This window comes from Enterobacter sp. UNJFSC 003 (assembly GCF_036903355.1).
GTDB lineage: Bacteria > Pseudomonadota > Gammaproteobacteria > Enterobacterales > Enterobacteriaceae > Enterobacter.
The window spans coordinates 14512-35708 of sequence record NZ_JBAKHK010000004.1 but is presented as its reverse complement, the minus strand read 5'-3'; the positions used below and the strand labels follow the sequence as shown (position 1 = coordinate 35708).

Genomic DNA, 21197 nt, shown 5'->3' with positions numbered 1-21197 from the left:
GTTCAGTAATTCATCACTTTGGTCAGCTCAACTTCACCCGTAGCGGCGTTGAAGTACAGATAGAAAATATCCCCTTTTACCTGATCGGGTTTTGACCAGATTTCCTTATCCCCCAGGCGACGCTTTTCCTTCGTGTATCCCAGCGTTTCGAGATACGCGCGCAACGGTGCTGCACCAGTGGCCCCTTTAAAAAAGATGCTATTTGAAGGGGCATAACCATCGCCGGGATGCGCCTCGAAATAGTAATCTTCCGTAACACGCGGGGCGTTTTCAATATCCTTGTCAGTCAGCGTGTGATAGTGGAAAAAGTCATTTTCTGTGTAAACCTTCGTTTCATCAGAGGCCGATGCCACGAGCCAGACAAACAACCATCCGAGGATAAAGACGGTGACAACAGAGAGTGCACACCACTTCAGGACTTTTAAAAGGATTTTCATAATTTAGCCCCAATGAATGAGAGCGATGTCCCATCATTTGTAATGACCTTCACCACTCCGGATGCGAAATCGTCCCACGGCCGAAGCCATGTCATAAAATGCGGAAGATTGACCATATACGGCTGATGCCGCACACATTGATCCTGTGGATCAGGAAAGAGAATCGGGCGGAAGCCACGGTTTTTATGGGAACCGATAGCGCCGTAATAATCCCAGCGGCGAACGGCTGATTCATAGCTCACAGGCTTGAGCCGATAGCCGTACCGGCCAGGAATAATTGCCCGGTAGAACCCGAACAGGTCAGACACTAAATCCTCACCGCTAAAGCCGCTGTCCGTATACCAGGAGAATGAACGCAGGCTTTGCAGACCTTCGAATCTGGATGCGGTGTTCATCATCATCGCCAGCATGATTCTGTTAATGTCGTCGGTGCTCCGGCCACGCTTAATTCCCCAGTGAGAGAACTTCCCGACGCCGAACCGCGATTTGAATTTTAAGACGCCCATATCTTGACGATACATGACGGAATAGGACTGCTTACCGCTACGCTCTCCCTCAACGAATTGACGTTTGAGCGTTGCCACATCATTGCCACGGGCATGTCCCATATCAAGCCAGCCCAACGCCTCGGTGTAGACGATCCCTCTGTCGAGAACGTCAAAGAGTGCCCCATCCTTTATCTCTCTTCTGGTGCTCATGCTTACATCTCCATATGTAGTCTAACTGGCTATGTTATAGACGATTTTTTTGGCAGTCCAGACAACTTATGGAGAATGAAGTCGCAGGTGGGTTTGATGAAGAGCAAGATGTACTGACGAGTAAAGATAAAAGCTGATTGGTCTGCAGGTACTCCAGATCCTGAAGGTACATTTTTTGCAGTGGCCAACTAAAATCAACCACCGTTTTAGAGCTTTTCCAGTATCGATTTTCTGATTCGCTTAGTAATAATCCACCGGCACATTCATGCGGCCTTGGCGAGCAATACACACGATTAGTTAGTCTGTGAACGCATGACCTGCGAACCACTGAGCTTGAAAAACTCTTAGCCGAGAGATCAGAAACGGTCAGAAATGGTTTATAAGGTTTTCCGGAATCTGAGCTAAATCCGGGAGAATGAATAAAATAACAACATCAAATAAAACGGCATAGTGAGTATTCACTAAAGCAGAGCTGTGGCAGGATAACCGCCTAAAAATCAGCGATATTTTTACAGCGAGGAAGTGATGATGTCGGGGCTACATTCATGGCTGTTAGATAAATCAACCAGTGACACCTTTATGTTCATCAAGCGCTTGTCAGCCAACGACACCGGTGCGACGGGCGGACATCAGGTTGGCATTTACATACCCTCTGGCATTGTTGGACATCTTTTCCCTTCAATTAATCATACAAGGGATCTTAACCCGTCCGTAAGGCTGAATGCGCATACCTCCTCGCACAGCTGCCCGGACAGCGAGGCTAGGGCCATTTTTTACAATGGTCGTTTCTTTGGTAAGACCCGAAATGAAAAGCGTATCACTCGATGGGGGGGAGGAAAGAATCCTCTGCAAGACCTGGAGAATACGGGAGCGCTGGCATTATTGGCGTTTGATCACCATCAGGGATCTGATAGCCAATTTGTTGATATTTGGGTGTGTCATGACGCAGAAGAAGAAGATATCGTTGAGTCATCGCTCGGAGAAATTGTTCCTGGATCGTGGGTCTATGGCCCCGCAAATGAGATTCTGGGCGGCCTGGCCTTAAAAGAACCAGTTTCCAATGGGTATCGTCTTCCTGAGGAGTGGAGAACAAATTTCCCTTCAGGTAAGGAAATTATCCAGTATGCAGCAGCTCACTATTCCCCAAATGTCGTAGGTCCGGATAAGCAACTGATTGAACGTCGTCGTGTTGAGTATGAAATTTTCCTACTGGTGGAGGAAATGCATGTGCTGGGCATAGTTCAGTCTGGGTTTGGTTCCGTTAATGAATTTATTGCTCTGGCGAATTCCGTGAGCAACAGACGAAAATCACGAGCCGGTAAATCACTTGAGCTGCATCTTGAACAACTTTTTAATGAGCATGGGCTGAATACTTTTGAGACTCAGGCCGTAACAGAAGGAAATAAGAAGCCAGATTTTTTATTCCCCTCTGCGCAAGCTTATCACGATGAGACGTTCCCTGAGCAGAAGCTTCGCATGTTGGCAGTAAAAACGACCTGTAAAGATCGCTGGCGGCAGATATTAAATGAAGCTGATAGAATTCAGGACATTTATCTCTTTACCCTTCAGGAAGGTGTTTCCGTTGCTCAATTTCAGGAGATGCAGCAGGAAAGAGTGAGGTTGGTTGTACCCAGTAGCCTTCATGATAAGTACCCGAAAGCTATCCGGGAATATCTTATTTCTTTAGACACATTTATCAATGAAACTAAATCATTGTATGTCGATTGAATATTTTATACTGTTATCCCCCGGATAAATTCCGGGGGATCTGTTTATATTATTTTTTTGTCGCCTTGTTTGCTGCGGCTTTAATAATATAAGGTTGAAGCAGTTTCGCCACGGCTTCAAAAACGGGAACGACCACTGAGTTCCCAAACTGGCGATAGGCCTGGGTGTCGGAAACGGGGATCCGGAATGGCTTGCCACCGGGTTGCTCAAAACCCATCAATCTGGCGCATTCATGAGGCGTCAGTCTTCTTGGTCTTTGTTCCTGATTCTCTGGATTAGAGAAATCGATTTCGCCGAGTTCTTTATCCCATCCTCTGTCGATGAGAATTTCAGATCCATCTTTATGGTAACGAGCGGATAATGTTCTCGCGACGCTATTTTCATTATTCGGATCAACCAGACCAAAACCGAACCCATTACCTTTGGCAGCATGCTTTTTAGCATAGTTATAGAGATACTCCCATAACTTAGGGCTCAGGATATATTTACTGTCAACCGCAGGGTCCAGAAGCTGACCAAACGTTGGTCTTTTCTCAGGGTAGAATTTATGAATATTCTTTAAAGTGAATCCCTGATGGATATTGAGGTCACGGCGGAATCCGACCAGAACAATACGCTCACGATGTTGTGGCAGGAAATTTTTACCATCAATAATTTTAGGATCATCTTTCCCTGTAATATTGGCATCAGCGACTTCATAGCCTAATTCATCAAGGGTATCCATAATGACTTTAAACGTTTTGCCTTTGTCATGGCTCTTAAGGTTTTTCACGTTTTCCAGCACAAAAATGGCTGGTTGCTTAGCCTTGATTATGCGGGCAACATCGAAAAACAGAGTGCCCTGCGCTTCACATTCGAATCCATGTGCACGTCCGAGAGAGTTTTTCTTACTTACACCCGCCAGACTGAATGGCTGGCAGGGAAAACCGGCCAGCAGGACGTCATGATCCGGGATGTGTTGATCGATATGGGCATAGGCTTTCTCTTCTGAGATGCCTTCTTCTCCGCTTAGCGTGACTTCGCGGATATCCAGATTGAATGTGTGTGCGTCTTCATCGTTGTACCAATTTGCTTTGTAGGTACGTACCGCTTCTTTATTCCATTCGCTGGTAAAAACGCATTGCCCGCCGATGGCCTCGAATCCTTTACGTATACCACCAATCCCAGCAAACAGGTCAATAAAGCGGAAATCATAGTCAGGATGATGAGCGGGTTGTTCCGGCAGCATTTTCCGTAACAGCGCTTCTTCTGCCATAGTGAGCGATTTTGGCTCACACTTGCCATTTATCCAGCGGTTAAGAGTTTCGCGACTCCACTCGTTTTTACCTATTTTTCTTAGCAGTTCTGCGACATACTTCTGGTCGTAAATTTCAAGTACCCGATCAATCAGCTTCCTGTCGCGCTCTTGTTGTTGTTTTTCTTCAGCTTCTGCTTTTTCGAGCAGTTCCTGAGCAAATAAATCGAATTCAGACATAACGCCTCCTAGGGGTTTATGGGTGAAAATATATCACTCATTTGACCCAGATGAAACGATTTATTCTGGATATTTGATCAGTATATGGATTCAACAGAGAGTAGTAATTATGAGATTTAGCTAATGATGTTTCTAAGTGGTATACATGCAGCATGCGTAGTGAATATCACGGTATAGCGCATAATAAATAATACAAAAATCAATTAGTTAATCTTTAAAACCCGGTAGCTCCATCCAACTTTCCCTAAAGAAATACCGGTAAGAGGCTTATAAAATCGCTGTCCTAAACCTGACGCTTCTCAAGGCTATTATAAATAGAGTCAATCTCGCCCTTCAGCTCATCATCGCTCTAAACCATCGATGGATCGTATCGTTCATTTCGTCATTCACATGGCGCACTAAACCAGTTGAGCGACCCCACGCACAGCAAACCATATCATCAATAACAATTTTGTATAAACACGATCGACTAGTTTTGTAGCAATACCTATGGCATTCGGTTTCTCGAACGCAGCCATTGCTTGTACCATAATGCTGATGTTTCTACCTACCGCCTTATGGTTTAGATGACGGTCTTGATGGCTGCAGGGAGTTATAAACGGTGATTATAAGTAATTAACATCCCCTGTTGTATTGTGAGTTTTTTATCGAAAAGGAACTGCCATAAAGCTGTCTTATATTTAGTTTATAATATTCATATGTATGAACCATTCTAGAAACTTTTAACTTATTTATTTTTATCCATAAATATTTCCCATCTTTCCTCTAATGCATCTTGTGACAGTTTGTGGGAAATACTAAGAATACTACCTTCATAAATCGAATACTCACTTTTTTTAAGTTTTTCATTAATATGAACAGTGAAGTTCTTAGGCTCAATAGCTATTAAATCAAGATCAAAAAGTGTATGTATATCAGCCCTAAGTAAAATACCGTTACTTATATGGTTATGTGATTTATTTCTATATGGATAGATATGAGCGGCTTCAAGAATATCTAAAACCGCACATTTAGTTATAGCGCAATGATTATTTTTTTTGAGAAGTTTTTCCCTAAACGAACGTTGTCCTCGTCTTTGTTTAATAGAACGATTAACTACCTCTCTTAAATCCTCCTTATTGAATAGGGCTTCAGGTTCACTAGCCTCCATGCTTTCTAAATTATCGATATAACGCCCATTTCCTTCCCATAGATCTTTTGCCCATTCAAATTTTACTTCCTGGATAGATAATTGTTTGTTATGGTTTATTATTTTACCCTCCAGCTCAAGATAATTCATTTTTAGTATTTTAAAGTTATTAGAATAGAATGCCGTGGATTTTATTACAGGTATGGTTTTTTTTAATGGTTTTTCGAATTCATGGCCATTACTACATCTCCATTCGGGTTTCTTGCTAGTTCTGGTTCTTATTTTTTCTGCATTACAGTTATTTATAGGGCATTGATTTATTTCTTTTTGAGAATCTTCTTTGATAAGAGAGGTTATTACCGCCACCCCAATAACACGCTCTCTGTTATATATTACAACAACATCCCCAGATTCAACTTGCTTATGATTAGCAACCAAATTATCATAAGAATACGACTCAAATGGATTATCATCATAGCCATCATTACCACGATAAACTAGTTCTTTTTTACTTATTGTTTTAAAGGCCCAAGCCCTTTTATTTTTCATACCTATATCCTAGTTGAATATTTCACAATCTCGACCCATTATAACAAATTAATTTATACAATAAAAATAATTCACCATCCCACACATAAATATCATTACATTATTTTTACGATTTAGCGCAGAAATTGATACGTTTTTCTCACTCTCAAAATAGATAGTATAAAACCAAGCCAACTGGAGCAAATATTTTTATTCACAAACGAATACTTAGCCGAATATTGACCTGCCCTTGTTCTACCCTGCCCTGAACAAGCTTGTTTAGACTATTATCATGAGTTAAAGCTCACCATTTCTGTTACTGGCTTTGCTCACAGTGCCGCAAGCCTTAGCCACTCCAAAATCCACCTAGCTCGCCCTAGCTAGGAAACAACACGACGACATGAGAACGTTATGGAACACGCCCGGATCACCGTCAGTCCATGAGCATCAAGTGTTCGGCAACCTTCCGTACGCTTGAATCCGTTGACGGAATTATCCGTTCACCGGTTACTGAGCCGGTTATCCCTGTACCCGCACCGGCGGTCACCGTTAAACGTTCCGGTGCGTGAGCAAGGCCAGACATCAGGAGAAACATACGTGACCACACTGACGCTACAGAAAGCCTTTGAGGCCTGTCAGGCAAACAAATCCACCTGGCTGCAACGCCGGGATGAACTGACGCAGCCCGAAAAGGCATACCGCGAACAGCTTGCCGGCAGCGGGCACAGCGACCGGAGCCTGCAAACGCTGCGCGAGATTATCGACGTGAAAAAGTGGGAAATAAATCAGGCTGCCGGACGTTATATTCGCTCGCATGAGGAGGTGCAGCGCATCAGCATCCGTAACCGTCTGAATGATTTTATGCAGGCGCACGGTGCGGAGCTGGCCGCCGCCCTTGCCCCGGAACTGATGAATTATTCCGGGCAACATTCCGCCATTCAGCGCTGCGCCATGCAGCACTCACTCGACTATCTGCGTGAGGCGCTGTAGGTCTGGCTGACCGCCGGTGAAAAAATTAATTATTCGGTGCAGGATAATGACATTTTAACGGCCATCGGATTCAGACCTGACGCGGCTTCGCGCGATGATAATCGTGAAAAATTCACACCCGCACAGAGCCTGAATGACACCCGCCGCCGTGCAGAACTGGCCGCGCAATAGTCCGCCTAAAAAGCCCCGAAAATCCCGCTATTTTTACGTAAAAAAGCCATGCATGCATAAGGTGCATGGTTTTGCATGCGTTTTACCGACACTGAATTCCCCGACAGCGCCAGCACTGGCGTGCCCTGAGGTCGGTCATGCACCTGCATTAAAAGCGCCCCCTTAAGCGGGCAGGCGTGGCGGGGAGAGCATTGCGCGCCAACATCAAAAGCATTATTAGAAATTGATGACCTTTCAATCATAAATGATGTAGCCTTATAACACTTGTAATACAGTTACATTGAGCTGATTCGAAATTGAAGTAACAAAATGATGAATCTTAAATTTTCATCATTAGATGATGATTAAATATTAAAATACAGGGTAATCATGAAAATTAAGAATGAGATCTCAGCAGCCACAATCCTTTCAATAATGATGTTCATTTCAGTTTATGCTTTCAAAAGTGGCGAAGCTATGTTTTTTGGCTATCCGTCATATTATATTTATTTAGATACAAATGAAGTTATTAACACCTTACTTAAACTGTCAATTGTAATAATAACACTCATCACGCTAACTCTATTTATACGTATACCAACTAAATTTTTCATTTTATTTGTTACTGTGGCATTCATCACAAAATTTATAAGAATTGCTGTCTTAAGCTATCACCAGCCCCTAAATGTCATGGCTGTAATAAATCTTGGCACTAGTTACATTCTTTTTATATGCTTGTTATTCTTAATTCCAAAAGCTATTAAGCAAGAAACTGTATATTATTCATTAAATGCTAAACCATGTATGTTAACAGTCCTAGCCTTCCTAAGTTTCTCCTATTTCTTCGGGCTTAATTACCATAGTTTTTTCCCAGGTAGCATTTGGCAAACAGATGATGAAAAAGTTGTAGTTGGGCGATACCAAGACAAGTTTATCTTGAGACAATGCAACAACGGCAAGGCTTTATTCTATATAGATGAAATTAGTAATAGTAAGTTTATGAAGTTTAAAATTGACACCAGTAGTGTACTTCTTCTTAGATGCCAAACAGAACTTGATGAAATGAAAAAAACAGAACCGATGGTGAGTTGGTAATAAATAACACTAATGCGATTAAAAAACCATTATTGAGGAGTTACAAATGAAAAGAACAATATTTTACTCTTGGCAATCCGATTTACCTGCAAAATCAAACAGAAATATAATTGAGGACGCTTTAAAAAAATCGTTATCTGCCATAAAAAAAGATGCAAGTGAAACCGTTGAACCTGTCCTGGATCGAGATACTGCTGGAACCCCTGGTTCGCCGTCAATAAGCGATACGATTTTTAAAAAAATATCGACCTCAGATGTTTTTATAGCAGATGTATCGATTATTAACGCTTCTGAGAGTAGCAAAAAAACTTCAAACCCAAATGTTTTAATTGAGCTAGGATTCGCTATTTCTCAATTAGGGTGGGATAGAATTATTCTTATACAGAACACATTTTTTGGTGGGCCAGAGGAATTGCCGTTTGATTTACGCGGGCGCAGAGTTGTCACTTATAGTTACGGTCCACAAGATGATACCAAGTCTGAAGTAAGAGGTATATTACAAGGCAGACTTGAACATGCTTTAAAATATGCACTGAGAGACTCAAGCGTCGGTTCGTTACAAAGCGGTTCAAGTGCTCCTATATGGTGGGGCGAATGGATTAATTACAATCATAATAGAAGCTATGGAGGGCATTTATTCATAAGAGAAACGTCCTCCGCTGGTTTTTTATTTGATCTTTCAGTTTATAGTGGTTCTCATTCTGGTAAGATAACATCACAAGCTGTCTTTGTCTCAAGAGATATGGCGTATGCAAAAATACAAAACCAGAATGGTGAATATGGTGAAATCAGTTTCAGACGTAACATAATAGATGGAAAAAAATTTCTGACTATAGATGAAACAGCTGATTGTTCAAGCCATAGAGGTATGGGTGTAATATTTTGTGGTGAATTCCAATGGTCCAGCGATAACCTTTTTGAATTAGGATTTCTAAACGAACTTGATTTACAAAGAATTTACAATGTTTTAGGTTCATATTATTTTGATTTTAAAAAGAGAATGGAAGGTATCGGTGAAGACGAAAACCTAGATACTTTCGAGGCCAAAGTTTTTTATGGCGGAGTTAGAGGAATGTATACCTATATGGAGGGAATAATAATGCTCTCTTCAGAAGGAGGAATATGGCTGGCATATTTGGATGACAATGATATTAAATATTTCACCAATGATGTTAACTGGAAAACAAAAATACCCAAGACAATTGATAATTGGCGCAGTCGATTTCAACAAGTAGAAATAAAATACATATCAGATGCAAGTATTTTACCACATGATGCCTTAGGCGAAATACTCAAAAATTTAGAAGATGAAATAATAGAAGAGTAGAAATAACAGCAATGTATATATTGAGGCATCGTTTAACCATTGATGCTTCAATATTCACATTAACTAATAAAAATCACCTTTTAATAATTTACTTCTTTTAAATTTTAGCATAATCGTATGGACTCACTTCGTTCGATTTATTTGCATCAAGGTAATCTGACCACCATTGCACCATCATACGACGCTCATCCAAATGCTCAGAAGTATGGATATAAGCTGCACGTACATTATTACGCTCTGTGTGGCTCAACTGCCGCTCAATCGCGTCATCACTCCATAACCCTGACTCACCCAATGCACCACGCGCCATCGTCCTAAAACCGTGTCCGCAGACCTCGGTTTTCGTGTCATATCCCATTGCACGCAATGCGCTGTTTACAGTGTTTTCACTCATGACCTTAGTCGCATCATGATCCCCCGGAAAAAGCAGCTCTTTATCTCCACTAATCTGCTTAAGCTGGTCTAACAAACTCATCGCCTGTCGGCTAAGCGGTACAATATGCTCCTCTTTCATCTTCATGCCACGGTACGAGTAACGTACCCCTTTAATTTCTTCACGTTTTGCAGGTACTCGCCAAAGATATTTATCGAAGTCGAATTCATCCCAACGCGCGAAACGCAACTCACTGGAACGTACAAAAGTGAGTAAGGAAAGCTCGACCGCAATCCGTGTCATTACCCGGCCACGATATGCAGCTAGACGAGCAAGAAACTCAGGGAACCTGCTTGAGGGTAAGGCGGGGTAATGTCGCGCTTTGGTTGTCGATAGTGCACCGGCCATATCACTGGCTGGATTTGAGTCGATGTAATCGTTCTGTACGGCATAACGCATGATGGCCGTGACACGCTGTTGCAAGCGCTGAGCGACGTCATGCTTTCCACTGGCATCAACTTTTTTAATCGGGGCTAACAGGTGGCTGGTTTTGAGCTGGCGAATGTCGGACGAACCGATATGAGGGAAAATATAAAGCTCATGATATCGAAGAACACGTGATCGATGGTCTTCACTCCAGCGCTTGTTACTGGCATGCCATTCACGAGCAATGGTTTCGAACGTATATGCCCCCGAATTCTCGGCCTGAGCTTCTTTCTGTTCGGCTTTTGGGTCAATGCCCTGCACTAACAGCTTTTTAGCTTCGTCGCGCTTTGCTCTTGCCTGAGCAAGCATCACAGTAGGCCAAATACCAAAAGCGAGGCGATCCTCTTTTTTGTCTGATGGGCGTCTGTATTTCATGCGCCAGTATTTAGAACCCTTAGCCGAAACCTCGAGATACAAACCGCCGCCATCGGCCATTTTATAGGTTTTGTCTTTTGGCTTTGCGGTCTCGACCTGTCTGGCGTTGAGCTTCATTTGGGGGCACATTACTAATCGAAGTTAAGATGCCCCCAATTATGCCCCCAATGACATCCGGATTTCAACGGACAACCTCGGACGACTCAGGACATAAAAATCGCTGCAAGCATTGATTTTAAAGGGTTTGGTGGACTTTCTCGGATGGTCTTGGAAGTACTAATGGTGCGAAGGCCGGACTCGAATTTCACACCCAATAGACTGATATCAATGTAGTTTATAAACAGGGATAAATAGTTATACCCGCACTTGTACCCACAAGTTAAAATCCGTACAAAAAATAGACATTGCAAGTGGGTATAAAGCCACACCAGTAGAACACCGATATGGCTATCAAAGCAAGATTCAGGCAGGCAGGAAAGTTTTCTTCAGAGGCACCAAAAGTTTAGTCTCGATATCAACTTGTTCGTAGTTCTCAATAAGCGCACGGACGAGATCATCAAGTGTCCAGAGCGTCAGTGGTATTGTCGAACGGTCGGCTTCATATCGAGCATCTTTCGTAAAACCCCCTGTACTAACATAAAGCCCGCGATCGTCTTTATGGCGGCCGCCGATAAAGCTGCGTATCTGTTGGCTTCCCATCTGTTCCCTGCGGTGCTTTACTTCAACGATGATACGCGGATTTTCAAAACCGAACCCATCAGGTGAAGCAATGATGTCTTTACCCCGGTCGGCTCCCGCAGGTGAGACCTGCGTTTTATAGCCCATACTGCGTAAAACTCCGGCAACAAGATTTTGCATCTCATCCCAGTCAAGAGAGTTGATACGATCTTTGATACCCTCAAACGCCAGCATTTCCATATCGCGAAGCGGATCAGAAACAACCTCATCTTCATCCATCGCAATTGGATTCTGAGTAATTACATCTGCAGTGGGTTTCTTATCCTGCAAAAGCTCTTCTAGCGCATATTCTGGAAGCTGGAAAACCGTCAGCGTAGAACCCAATGTGTTTTTGGTAGCAACAGACAGTCTATCACGGTCGATTTCTTGAGTATTCCATTTAACCTGCCGAGCGATACCCATCCCCTCTTCCACCCATTCAGGATGATACTGGAAGTCTGAAGTAACTTTGCCTAGCAAATAAGTACGGTTGGCTGGCGAATAGGTAATAACCCAATCACCCTTTTGGATCTCATTCACAAAACGCCAGACCTGCGATGCACCAGAACGGGCTGTTCCCAGCTTTGTTAAGGGATCTGCCTCCTGGTATAAGGCGAGTAACTGGGCTCGGGACAGGCCGGGTTTGACTAATGGAGCCAGCTGAGACCAACCGATGCCTACAATTTGCTTATCGCGAAAATCGTCATAGAGCTTGCCGCCGTCACCGCGGATCATCCACATTCTGTTGCCCATACCCGGCCCTTCATTAGGAAAAGAAATTAAGCTGGATCATAAGCTTGTTCGCCGTAGGCGTCAAAACTCTCCAAAACTACTTCGCTAACATTCCTGGGTAGTGTTTAGCGATAATATCATTCATCCTCTCGACCAAATCCAGGCGCTTGAAAGTCAAGTGCGCAGTGCCCTTCTGAAAGTAGCGAATACGGAAGAACTCATCTTCATAAACATCCTTATCCGGGTTATCTCGAATATGCGCCATCAACCGAGTAGTTATATCGCTACGGTTGTCAGGTATTGATTTACCACTCAGTAAATACAGCATTCGCTCCAAGTCAGCCAACTGATCCCTCCGCCAACCCCAGTTCAGACTAAATCCCCAGCGATTGTGGCTCACCAGATTATTGATGATGATCTTCTTACCAAAGCTGCAGGGACTATTGGTTTTATAATCCCACGACAGGCCTTTGAAGACGTTAATGATCCCGCGCTCAAAGACTTCCATTTTGTTCAGATGTAACTGTTCAAAAGTACTGAGAATGTTCGCCTCACTGATAGCAGGAAGATCGCCTTCCTCCAGGTTCTTATGCCACTGGTCGCGAGCCTGCGCATCCATTAAGGCCATCATGCCGGACTTCAGCATCAAATCGCGCCAGATACTACTGTCGATATTGCGGGTGACGGCAGGCATCGCTTTATCAGCCTTCTCAGTCAGCCAACTATCGTAGCGGTGCCCTGGCTTCATCGCCCAGTCTTGCGCTGTACCACCGCCAATTTCTGAGGTTAACCCTGAAATGGCATCAAGCTGCTGAATGAGCTGTTCGATCTGTTTCAGGGCGGTATCTCGGCCTGTGACAACGCGCTCGATACTAGTCGAAAGGATGAGTTCATTGTGCTCCGTTAATACATCGGGTTCTGTTTGCATCGTTAATCGTCCATTAAAGCAAACACGCCTGCCGGGAGTGGCAGGCGCATTATGCGATGAATACAAAAGGTGGGAAGTTCAGAGGTAAAAATCAGGAATGAGGCTCGAAGAATTCAGGTATTTATTAATCCGGTAGCTCGCCTGGCTCTGAGAATATCGGTAGCGGTCAAGAATGATGTCTGCTCATACCATGTAAATCCTTTACGGTCGATACGTACCAGTTCATAACGTTCCACGAGGAAATTAACCGCATCCGCAAGCGTTATTCCCGCGTCGATATGCTCCTCAATGGCCGCGTCGTCATGGAATGGCGTGTCGTTAAGTGTCAGGCCGTAATGGTGATCCAGCAGATACGTTAACAGTTGCTTCCACACCTGTACGGGCGACAGGCGTGACGAAACCGGCACCGTGGCCGGTACAGTTGAAATGTGCATGTGTAGAATCCTGAGAAAAAAGAATAGAGAAGGTGTTACGGGGTTGTATAAATAGAAATGTAAACGTAACCGCAGCTTCCACGGGTATCAGCTATACAGGTTAAACTAGCAAGTTGAATGGTCACCTGATGTTGCTTATGTGAATTTAGTTCGCCAGCACGCAGCATATTTTCCAGTTGTTCTACAAACAGCGGAAAAGCCAGATCTAATTTCTGCAGGTGTATCGGGCTAAAACTGCCCGTCAATCCAGCCCTGTCAGCCAGGTAATACAGCCGGTTGCCTTCCTGAACTAATCTCGCGCCAAATCGTGGGGTGATATCGCTTTGTAGACCCCATTCATGAGGTGGTGTGATTGACATGAACACCTCCGTTTAAAGCAAACCCTGCTCAGCAAAAGAAACCACTTCATTCCCAACAACCAAATGATCCAGCACTCGCACTTCTACCAGTGCTAACGCTTTCACTATCCGCTGGGTGATGTGTTTATCCTGCTGACTGATTTCTGTCGTACCTGACGGATGGTTATGCGCCAGAATTACCGCAGCGGCATTGTGTTTCAGGGCCAATTTAACCACTTCGCGGGGATGCACTTCGGTATGGCTGAGTGTGCCGGTAAACAGTGTTTCGCATCCCAGCAGGCAGTGCTGATTGTCGAGATACATCACGATAAAAACTTCACGCTCCTGATGAGCCATCTGTAATTGCAGCCAGGTCTTAGTGAAGCTGGTGGAAGTAAATGGCTCACTCGGTTGACGCTGATATTTCTCCAGCAGTCGTAACGCCCGACGAATGATGCGTTGCTCGTTTGTAGGAAATACCGGAGATAAATTGAATACAGACATATTTGCTCCTTAAAACAAAAAGCCTCGCCGGTTTATTGGCAAGGCCGGGGGGAAGGGATAATAAAAAAGGTTCATGAAGCAAGCTGTAGCATATTCTCAGCCATCACCCACAGAGCACGGTTGAGCTTTACATCACCGTCGATACCTTTAACAGCTCGTGTATGGGCGCGTTTACCTTTAGTGGTTCGTCCAGACAGACCGCCTTTAATCAGGTTTTCCTGAATACGCTGATAAGTGGTCCACAGGTCGTTACTTTCATCCTGCCAGCGGCGTGGGGATAGGATTTGCGATTCCGTCACTGGCTGATGCTCTTCACCAAAGCGATAGGTTAATGCTGCTTTCGCCATCGCCTGCTGTGCTGGCGGCGGTAACATTAGCGATTGCATGGCATCGCGCTTCTCTTCCACTCGGTCCAATATCCCCAGTACTTCGTAAGCCCCTTCAATGACTTTCTCCACCACATTGCCTTTATGCGGCACCCGCACCTCACCAAAACTCTCACCGCAAATCAGCCCATTCTGGCAAACCGATCTGAATAACCCCGGTAGCATCTGGTATGAGCTGGAGCCGTCGTGGCTATTAAGCAGTATGATTTCAGGCACCTGCTTGCCAGTGATCTGTCCTTCGCGACGCAGACGTAGCATGTGCTTTGTATGTTCGCGTTTGCTCTGGTCTCGGACTCTAGTCTGGCACGCAAAGAATGGCTGAAAGCCTTCACGTTGCAGGTTATCAAGTAGGGAAATGGTCGGAATGTATGTATACCGATCGCTGCGGGATTCATGCTTTTCTTCGCTGAATACACTCGGCACATAATGCGCCAATTCATCGCGGGTTAGCGGGCGGTCGCGTCGAACGAGATTGACCGCACCGAAGCGGCCGGCTAAACGTGTCATTATTAGTTCCTTATTGAGATATAAAAAAAGACCATGCCTCAGAGTGAGGCATGGTCTTTTCTGAAAGTGAACGGTGAAAAAAGAGTGTGTTAAATTCGGGTGAGATCACACGGATAGTACAGAGATAAAAATGACTGTAATTTAAATATTACCAGCCAGCATTCTGCTTCCTGATAGCCCGGTTGAGCGTGTCCAAATCTTGTATAGTTTTTTCTTTTACTGTGTAGGTGGTTCCATTCGGGTCAATAGTGACTAATTTCGGAAAATGATCCTTTATGATTTTAACCGTTGATGGGTGACTAAAAAATCGATATCTGAGACCTGTGCTGCTAATAAAGTCTCCCTCTGATGGAGTAGCCAGTTCATTTGGTGATTGCGGCTCATACAAAACCCCGACAAAAAAACCGCCCCCACGCATGCCTTCCAGCCCATTAATATACAACTGGTGTGAATGTTTTTTCCTGTTCCATCCATTTTTGGCCATGTCATGGAAAGTTCTGTACTTAATGTTACTCAGATCGAACAAAAGTACTTCATCGCCATTTGATCTGTTACTGCGCACAGGAATCACCTTACATGAATAACCAATTTTTACTTCGAGGCCGTCAGCGGTGTACTGTTTATATTTTACCGTTACCTTCCCTATAAAAAATAAAAACAACTCTGGTTTGAAATCAGTATTATCAAGAACATGAAGTCGTGCCTGGAGGTATGAAATCACTCGTTCTAGTATTTCTCTACTATTGATTGCTTTCACCGGGTTTGGCATGCCGGAAAAAGTAATGTAAGGCAGCGTCTCGATAAACTCCCCTCTTTGGAACAAGTGATGAAATGGATCGGTTGCCCCCCTAACTCTTCCATCAATAGTCAAATTATTGATTTCAAAACCTGCATTGAAAACCTTTTCCGGCACCAGATTTTTATTCGCCACCAGTTTACCTGAAGGTAAAAGTGCATCGTTTTCCATCCTGTACTTCAAGGCATCCAAAATCATGTCCTGAATAACAGCCGAACTACTACTACCCGTTCTCTTCGCCAGACTCACTATCATCTGATGAAGTTCAGGATAGGAAAGATTAACCGTTATCCTTTTTTTACTTACCATCACACATTCCTTAAAAGGTGCAGCACTTTTTAGATTTTAACAGTGCTGCACTTTTTTAAAAAGTGTCTTAAATCAAGAGAGTGTTTCATACAAAAGCAACTACTTTCGGCAATATCCGGTATGGTGGCATGAGCGACAGTAAAATGTTCATCTGTAAACCTAGGCAAGAAATAGCCCGTAGTCAGCGTACCGGGATAACTTAAGAGTGGTTTTAGTCCGAATGGCGGGAGTAATAACAGCCAGAAAACCCAATACAGCAGGGGCGTACGAGGTAGCAGGCGGCGATATCAGTGATTCTTTACTGCCGGTAATAATTATATGTCTATTGTTGTTCTCTACAGTATGAGCAGGAATAGGGATCACAGGGAAGTGAGTATAGAACCGTTAAGAGAGAGTAAAGCTATCAGCAGAGGCTCAAGCCAGTTGTAGAGTGAGGCAGTGTTTTCTTTGATCGTCCTTTACCTGCGTTAAAAGTTACCGAGGCTCACATGGGTATGTTACCTACAACATGAGAGCCCGGAAATGATACTTAAAGAATGTAACAGCGAGAAGAATGCTTACTATATGCAGCGTCTTGAAGCGCTGACAGCCTTCGTGATGAATGAACATGCCCGTGTTCTAGCCTTCGGGCTAGATTTAAGCCTGCCGCAGCATAACCAACATAAGGGATATGAATCTGCGGTGATAACCCGTTTTATTGCCTCTCTTAAGGCACAAATAGCCGCTTATCTGAAGAGACGCAGCAGAGAAGGTAAACGCATATACCCTTGCCCGGTGTATTACGCATGGGCCAGAGAGTTCGGTGAGCTTAATGGCAATAAGCATTATCACCTGGCGCTGCTGGTTAACCGTGAGGTGTTCAGTTGCATGATGATGAAACTTGGGGTTAAGGGTACCGGAAGAGGATTATTGCTAACGATGGCAGCTAAGGCGTGGTGCCACGCGCTGAAACTGAAGGGTAAAGCGAAGGAGAGCGTAAGTTATCATCTGGCAGGTGTATTTGAGCTGAACCGCAGAGAGGGAACTCACAGTCCTGATTATGAGGATTACCTGAAGAGGATCTGCTACCTCGCCAAAAAACGCTCCAAAGAAAATGACGACGGTGAGCGTAATTTTGGCTGTAGTCAGTTTAAGGCCAAAGCGAAAAGTAATTTATTACCGGAGAAGTGATTGTAATGACGGAGCACGCAACATGACCTTAAATCAACAGGTTAGTTCTGCTCCTGTCTTTTATCTACTCAAAGACAGAAGGACAATCGTCATGAACAATCTTCCGACTCCCGATACCGACCTGATGAACGATAAGCTGGTGGATATGGTCTTCATCACCACCTTCACGGGTCTAACCGATAAGTGGTTCTACAAGCTGATTAAGGACGGTCTGTTCCCGAGCCCCATCAAGTTTGGCCGCAGTTCCCGCTGGCGGGAAAGTGATGTCAGGCGCTGGCTGATGGAGCGCATAGAAGAATCCCGCAAATAATGCCCTTGAGGCCACTTCCACACGCCTTATCCGTAAACAGTAACCCGACACAAGCGCTATGTCAGTAAACGTCTGGCAGGGCTGTTGCTACGCGTTATTTGTCAAGGGGCGCTGTAGGGATGAAATGAATGACATCCCAGCGAGGTTAAATATAATTTAAAAGGGGAGGTGTCAGATAATTGACTGACACTTACTCCCCCGGACTCACCATAGTTAAATTTAATTATTGAAGGTCCAGCTACCGGAATCGGTCGCAATACTGGCTTCGATAATACGGTCACATTTCATATATTTGAACGTGGCCACATCACCGAATTGATATTTGGCTGGCAGAGTTCTGTTACCGACGCTCTCCATTTTACAGTTCCCCCGGTTAACCCGAATGGATTTCAGTACCACGTTGTCCTCAGTGATAGTGAGCTGAATAACGCCATATCTGGTATTCCAGCCTTCATTGCTGACTGTGCTGCCGAACTGTACTTTAAACGGAGGTGTCGTAGGTTGCTGTGCCTGCTGTTGTTGAGAAGGAGCTGGTTTATTCGCCTGCTGGCTACCCACGCCATTAATACCGTTCTGGAGGAGACTCCTGGAAACGTTAATCGTACCGGGTTTGCAGGATACGGTGCTGGTTTCCTGCCCGAGTGAATTCATGGTCGTGTAATAAGCATCGCCTGTACCATCATATTCCGAATAATTGACAGCAACAGCGCCTTCGATATCGTCACTTTCTCCGCGAAGTATGAAAGAAGCGGTTCCCGCCTCTGATTTAGCGATGACAGTTTGCTTCGCCTCACCGGAAGGAATGTCCAGTTTAATGACTGAACCTCCCTCTTCGGAATCACCACCGGGCTTTTCAAAACTGATATAAACAGTATGACTGGCATGACTGAGCGTCATTTGCTCGCCGTTTTCAAGCATGCATTGCAAGTCGTAGCCTCCGGCTGCATGAGCAGACTGGGCAGCAAATAACGATATAAACAATGCAGGAACAATTAGTGGTTTCATTAAATGCTTCCTTATCCAAAAAAATGGTCCCAGACGTTACCCGCCCACTCGATAACCTTATCTTTCCCCTTACGGGCAAGCTCTTTGACGGGCTTTGGTAACGGAACAGAATCAATAACGTCGTCAAGTATCCCGGAGATCACGCTGGCAAAGCCGCCTTTCGCTTCCGTCTTTACCTCTTCGGTTTTGAACTCTTCCTTAAACTGCGAGGCGGTGCTGCTTTTAGCCCGATCGGGCAAAGCGCGGATCATCGTTTCGACCAGACGAAGGATGTTGTAGCCCTCATCGGCGGAAATGGGGATCACCGGATAGTGCGTAAAGCCAAATCGTTCAGTAATGTAGACTTCTTTCTTTTCGATGTTGATGCGCTGTGCCGGGGACGGCTGATGCAGGTGTGTATCCCACTCACGGAAGGGCTCAATTTTATCCACCTGGTTGAGGACGAACAAAACGCGCTCACCACCACCTGCAGGCAGCAGGACATTGTTGTAGAAATGCTCATCTGCAGAAAAAGCTCGATCATCGCCTTTTATCACCCAAAGGATGAGATCCAGTGAGGGAAGCAAAGTACGGTAAAGACCTTCGTACTCTTCATCGCGTAAAGCATTCTCACCGACACCGGGGATATCAATGATCTTCAGCGAACGTTTACCAAACCGTATGCGCAGTTCCTGGGCCTCACGCGTACAGGCTTCAACGTCACTGACTGCACACACTTCGCCCTGGAATAGCGCATTACACACGCTTGATTTACCTGCGCCGGTCTTTCCCATAACACCAATAACGGGTTCATAGTCGATAGCTTCACTGATTTTGTTAACCAGGTTTTCCCGCAGTGACTGAGGGAAAACATCGAGAATATCCCTGATGTCAGGTATGAGCGGCGGGCTGTCGGCTTTTATCGCGTTGCTATCATTAAACATATTGTTCCATATCCCTGAAATCCCGCCTTCTCTTCTGGTGATGCCATTAGCATCAGTAATCATCCGGCCTTCACCCTTTACCGGGTCACCCATAAAGGTCTCCTTGCTTAAGTTGAAATGAACGTTGCCAGCTACTCTCTAAAGGTGTGAATAACGTCGCTGATAAAACGAAAGTGAGGAAGAGCCGAAATAAACTCCTCACTGGCGGTGAGTGCATCAAGTTCAGGCTTTCTGCGAAAAGAGGTGTCAAGAACAGTCACAGCGTTAACATCTTCCATCCGAAACACCTGTAGCTTTCTCGCTCGAGTAGCTACAAGAAACCAGTTTCGGGACTGGAAGATCAGGCGGCGAGGAGCCACTCCTTCGTAACTCTTACCATTGACTAATAGCGTAACGGCCCGGTAGTCACGGATAGCTTCGGCCAGTTCCAGAAAACAGGTGGTCTGCGTGATTGGCGATGGCAGCCCGCCATGCCCGATAAGACATGGAGAGCCCCCTGGGCTGCTGGTAATCAACCGGATTAATCTGCGGTTCTGAGCCGGAATGATCCCCGAAATCCCAGAGTTAAGGATAAACGCGAAGGTATTGGGCAAATGCTCTCGACCCGTTCGCCGGATAAGTCGATAACTGCCACTGAAATTTTCAAGATCCAGATGGATTAGACGCTGCTGAAAATCCCGCTGCAGAGTGCGCTCTGAAACACCGAACTCATTTGCCAGAGCTTTCAATTCCAAGGATTGGCCAGCCAGTAAACGGCTGATAATGACCGATAACCTGACAGACAGGCGGTCATAATGATCATGTCGTGTTTTCATGGTGAGAACAGTCCCGTACTCCCAAAATAACCTGATATTGATATGGGAGATTATGACGTACTGGTTCGACACGTTATGTCGTACCAAAGGGAGGTGGATTGAAAAAATGATGGGGATAACTGCAGCCATCTAACGTTATGAAATGTAAGTTAATTAGTTAATTGCAAGGCGGAAGCATCATCAGAAAAACGACACAACCTGTCGCATTCCGCATTGTCAAAAAGAGAATATCTGCTGCTCACGAAAATGATTTAGTTCTGAAAATAGTTATAAACCAATATATACCCTTGCAATGATTGCGTTGCTGTAGGTGATCTATGGTGAGATTTCTCTTGAGTGGCTAAAAACATGGAGAAATGCAGTAGTTACAAGCAGTGCTCTGAAGCAGCTATAACGGCCGAGAATGTAGCCATCTGCTACATGATACAGCATGAATATCAAGCTGTTCGTTAACAAGATCTTTCCATACTAGCTTAGGGCTGGACTAAGGAGCGTACTTGGTTAAACTGGGACGATTCGAAACTATCGTTGGC

The 21197-nt window shown here is 44.6% G+C and carries 22 protein-coding genes and 2 pseudogenes; 7 read left to right on the top strand and 17 right to left on the bottom strand.

Features of this window, described 5'->3' with window-relative positions; genetic code table 11:
* Positions 1–2 precede the first annotated feature (2 nt).
* Together V5P19_RS12195 and V5P19_RS12190 are read right to left on the bottom strand one after the other, a co-directional pair.
* On the bottom strand, positions 3–437 hold the full coding sequence (locus V5P19_RS12195; protein ID WP_334403568.1) for a hypothetical protein: 435 nt from the start codon (positions 435–437) through the stop codon (positions 3–5).
* Positions 434–1135 (bottom strand): hypothetical protein, encoded by a 702-nt coding sequence (locus V5P19_RS12190; RefSeq protein ID WP_334403566.1) that lies wholly within the window; start codon positions 1133–1135, stop codon positions 434–436. The genes V5P19_RS12195 and V5P19_RS12190 overlap by 4 nt, the downstream gene beginning before the upstream one ends.
* 528 nt (positions 1136–1663) lie before the next feature.
* Here V5P19_RS12190 and V5P19_RS12185 point away from each other — a divergent pair.
* Complete coding sequence (locus V5P19_RS12185) at positions 1664–2863, top strand: type II restriction endonuclease (RefSeq protein WP_334404155.1); 1200 nt, start codon at positions 1664–1666, stop codon at positions 2861–2863.
* A gap of 49 nt (positions 2864–2912) precedes the next feature.
* Here the strand turns inward: V5P19_RS12185 and V5P19_RS12180 are convergent, their stop codons facing one another.
* From V5P19_RS12180 to V5P19_RS12170, 3 genes and pseudogenes are all read right to left on the bottom strand, one after another.
* On the bottom strand, positions 2913–4337 hold the full coding sequence (locus tag V5P19_RS12180) for a DNA cytosine methyltransferase (RefSeq protein ID WP_334403564.1): 1425 nt from the start codon (positions 4335–4337) through the stop codon (positions 2913–2915).
* 283 nt (positions 4338–4620) lie between these two features.
* Positions 4621–4852: pseudogene (locus V5P19_RS12175) on the bottom strand (hypothetical protein); the annotation flags it as partial.
* Positions 4853–5064: 212 nt separating this feature from the next.
* Positions 5065–6015: an HNH endonuclease signature motif containing protein gene (locus V5P19_RS12170; RefSeq protein ID WP_334403562.1), complete on the bottom strand. Its 951-nt coding sequence runs from the start codon at positions 6013–6015 to the stop codon at positions 5065–5067.
* A 419-nt stretch (positions 6016–6434) separates the two neighbouring features.
* Here V5P19_RS12170 and V5P19_RS12165 point away from each other — a divergent pair, with 419 nt between their 5' ends.
* Together V5P19_RS12165 and V5P19_RS12160 are read left to right on the top strand one after the other, a co-directional pair.
* Positions 6435–6563 (top strand): hypothetical protein, encoded by a 129-nt coding sequence (locus tag V5P19_RS12165; RefSeq protein WP_334403560.1) that lies wholly within the window; start codon positions 6435–6437, stop codon positions 6561–6563.
* Positions 6564–6591: 28 nt separating this feature from the next.
* Positions 6592–7155 (top strand): annotated as a pseudogene (locus tag V5P19_RS12160) (phage polarity suppression protein).
* A 5-nt stretch (positions 7156–7160) separates the two neighbouring features.
* Here the strand turns inward: V5P19_RS12160 and V5P19_RS12155 are convergent.
* Positions 7161–7397 (bottom strand): hypothetical protein, encoded by a 237-nt coding sequence (locus V5P19_RS12155; protein ID WP_334403558.1) that lies wholly within the window; start codon positions 7395–7397, stop codon positions 7161–7163.
* A gap of 127 nt (positions 7398–7524) precedes the next feature.
* Here V5P19_RS12155 and V5P19_RS12150 point away from each other — a divergent pair, with 127 nt between their 5' ends.
* On the top strand, positions 7525–8229 hold the full coding sequence (locus tag V5P19_RS12150; RefSeq protein WP_334403556.1) for a hypothetical protein: 705 nt from the start codon (positions 7525–7527) through the stop codon (positions 8227–8229).
* 46 nt (positions 8230–8275) lie between these two features.
* The gene (locus tag V5P19_RS12145) at positions 8276–9556 is read left to right on the top strand and encodes a hypothetical protein (RefSeq protein ID WP_334403554.1); all 1281 of its coding nucleotides are present in this window, start codon (positions 8276–8278) and stop codon (positions 9554–9556) included.
* A 97-nt stretch (positions 9557–9653) separates the two neighbouring features.
* Here the strand turns inward: V5P19_RS12145 and V5P19_RS12140 are convergent, their stop codons facing one another.
* The 8 genes from V5P19_RS12140 to V5P19_RS12105 all read right to left on the bottom strand — a co-directional run bounded on the left by V5P19_RS12140 (position 9654) and on the right by V5P19_RS12105 (position 16441).
* Complete coding sequence (locus V5P19_RS12140; protein ID WP_334403552.1) at positions 9654–10907, bottom strand: integrase arm-type DNA-binding domain-containing protein; 1254 nt, start codon at positions 10905–10907, stop codon at positions 9654–9656.
* A 345-nt stretch (positions 10908–11252) separates the two neighbouring features.
* On the bottom strand, positions 11253–12260 hold the full coding sequence (locus V5P19_RS12135) for a restriction endonuclease (RefSeq protein WP_004108748.1): 1008 nt from the start codon (positions 12258–12260) through the stop codon (positions 11253–11255).
* A 76-nt stretch (positions 12261–12336) separates the two neighbouring features.
* Positions 12337–13167 carry a DUF4942 domain-containing protein gene (locus V5P19_RS12130; RefSeq protein ID WP_334403548.1) on the bottom strand — a complete coding sequence of 277 codons (831 nt, stop codon included), beginning with the start codon at positions 13165–13167 and terminating at the stop codon, positions 12337–12339.
* A 113-nt stretch (positions 13168–13280) separates the two neighbouring features.
* A complete protein-coding gene (locus tag V5P19_RS12125) occupies positions 13281–13601 on the bottom strand; it encodes a TA system toxin CbtA family protein (protein ID WP_334403546.1) in 321 nt (106 codons plus the stop codon).
* 35 nt (positions 13602–13636) lie between these two features.
* A complete protein-coding gene (locus tag V5P19_RS12120; protein WP_334403543.1) occupies positions 13637–13960 on the bottom strand; it encodes a type IV toxin-antitoxin system YeeU family antitoxin in 324 nt (107 codons plus the stop codon).
* A gap of 12 nt (positions 13961–13972) precedes the next feature.
* On the bottom strand, positions 13973–14443 hold the full coding sequence (gene radC / locus V5P19_RS12115) for a DNA repair protein RadC (protein WP_334403541.1): 471 nt from the start codon (positions 14441–14443) through the stop codon (positions 13973–13975).
* Positions 14444–14514: 71 nt separating this feature from the next.
* Entirely contained in the window at positions 14515–15336 is an 822-nt protein-coding gene (locus V5P19_RS12110) for a DUF932 domain-containing protein (RefSeq protein WP_334403539.1), read from the bottom strand.
* Positions 15337–15484: 148 nt separating this feature from the next.
* A complete protein-coding gene (locus tag V5P19_RS12105; protein ID WP_334403537.1) occupies positions 15485–16441 on the bottom strand; it encodes a hypothetical protein in 957 nt (318 codons plus the stop codon).
* Between the two features lie 522 nt (positions 16442–16963).
* On the opposite strand from V5P19_RS12105, the gene V5P19_RS12100 reads away from it, so the two are divergent.
* The gene (locus V5P19_RS12100; RefSeq protein WP_334403535.1) at positions 16964–17611 is read left to right on the top strand and encodes an inovirus Gp2 family protein; all 648 of its coding nucleotides are present in this window, start codon (positions 16964–16966) and stop codon (positions 17609–17611) included.
* A gap of 91 nt (positions 17612–17702) precedes the next feature.
* Positions 17703–17921 carry an AlpA family phage regulatory protein gene (locus V5P19_RS12095; protein ID WP_334403533.1) on the top strand — a complete coding sequence of 73 codons (219 nt, stop codon included), beginning with the start codon at positions 17703–17705 and terminating at the stop codon, positions 17919–17921.
* A gap of 219 nt (positions 17922–18140) precedes the next feature.
* Here the strand turns inward: V5P19_RS12095 and V5P19_RS12090 are convergent, their stop codons facing one another.
* The 3 genes from V5P19_RS12090 to V5P19_RS12080 are packed head-to-tail and all read right to left on the bottom strand — an operon-like array spanning position 18141 to position 20664.
* Positions 18141–18926 carry a hypothetical protein gene (locus tag V5P19_RS12090; protein ID WP_334403531.1) on the bottom strand — a complete coding sequence of 262 codons (786 nt, stop codon included), beginning with the start codon at positions 18924–18926 and terminating at the stop codon, positions 18141–18143.
* Positions 18927–18937: 11 nt separating this feature from the next.
* Positions 18938–19942, bottom strand: a complete 1005-nt coding sequence (locus V5P19_RS12085; RefSeq protein ID WP_334403529.1) for a GTPase — start codon at positions 19940–19942, stop codon at positions 18938–18940.
* A gap of 38 nt (positions 19943–19980) precedes the next feature.
* Positions 19981–20664: a WYL domain-containing protein gene (locus tag V5P19_RS12080; protein WP_334403527.1), complete on the bottom strand. Its 684-nt coding sequence runs from the start codon at positions 20662–20664 to the stop codon at positions 19981–19983.
* Between the last annotated feature and the right edge of the window lie 533 nt (positions 20665–21197).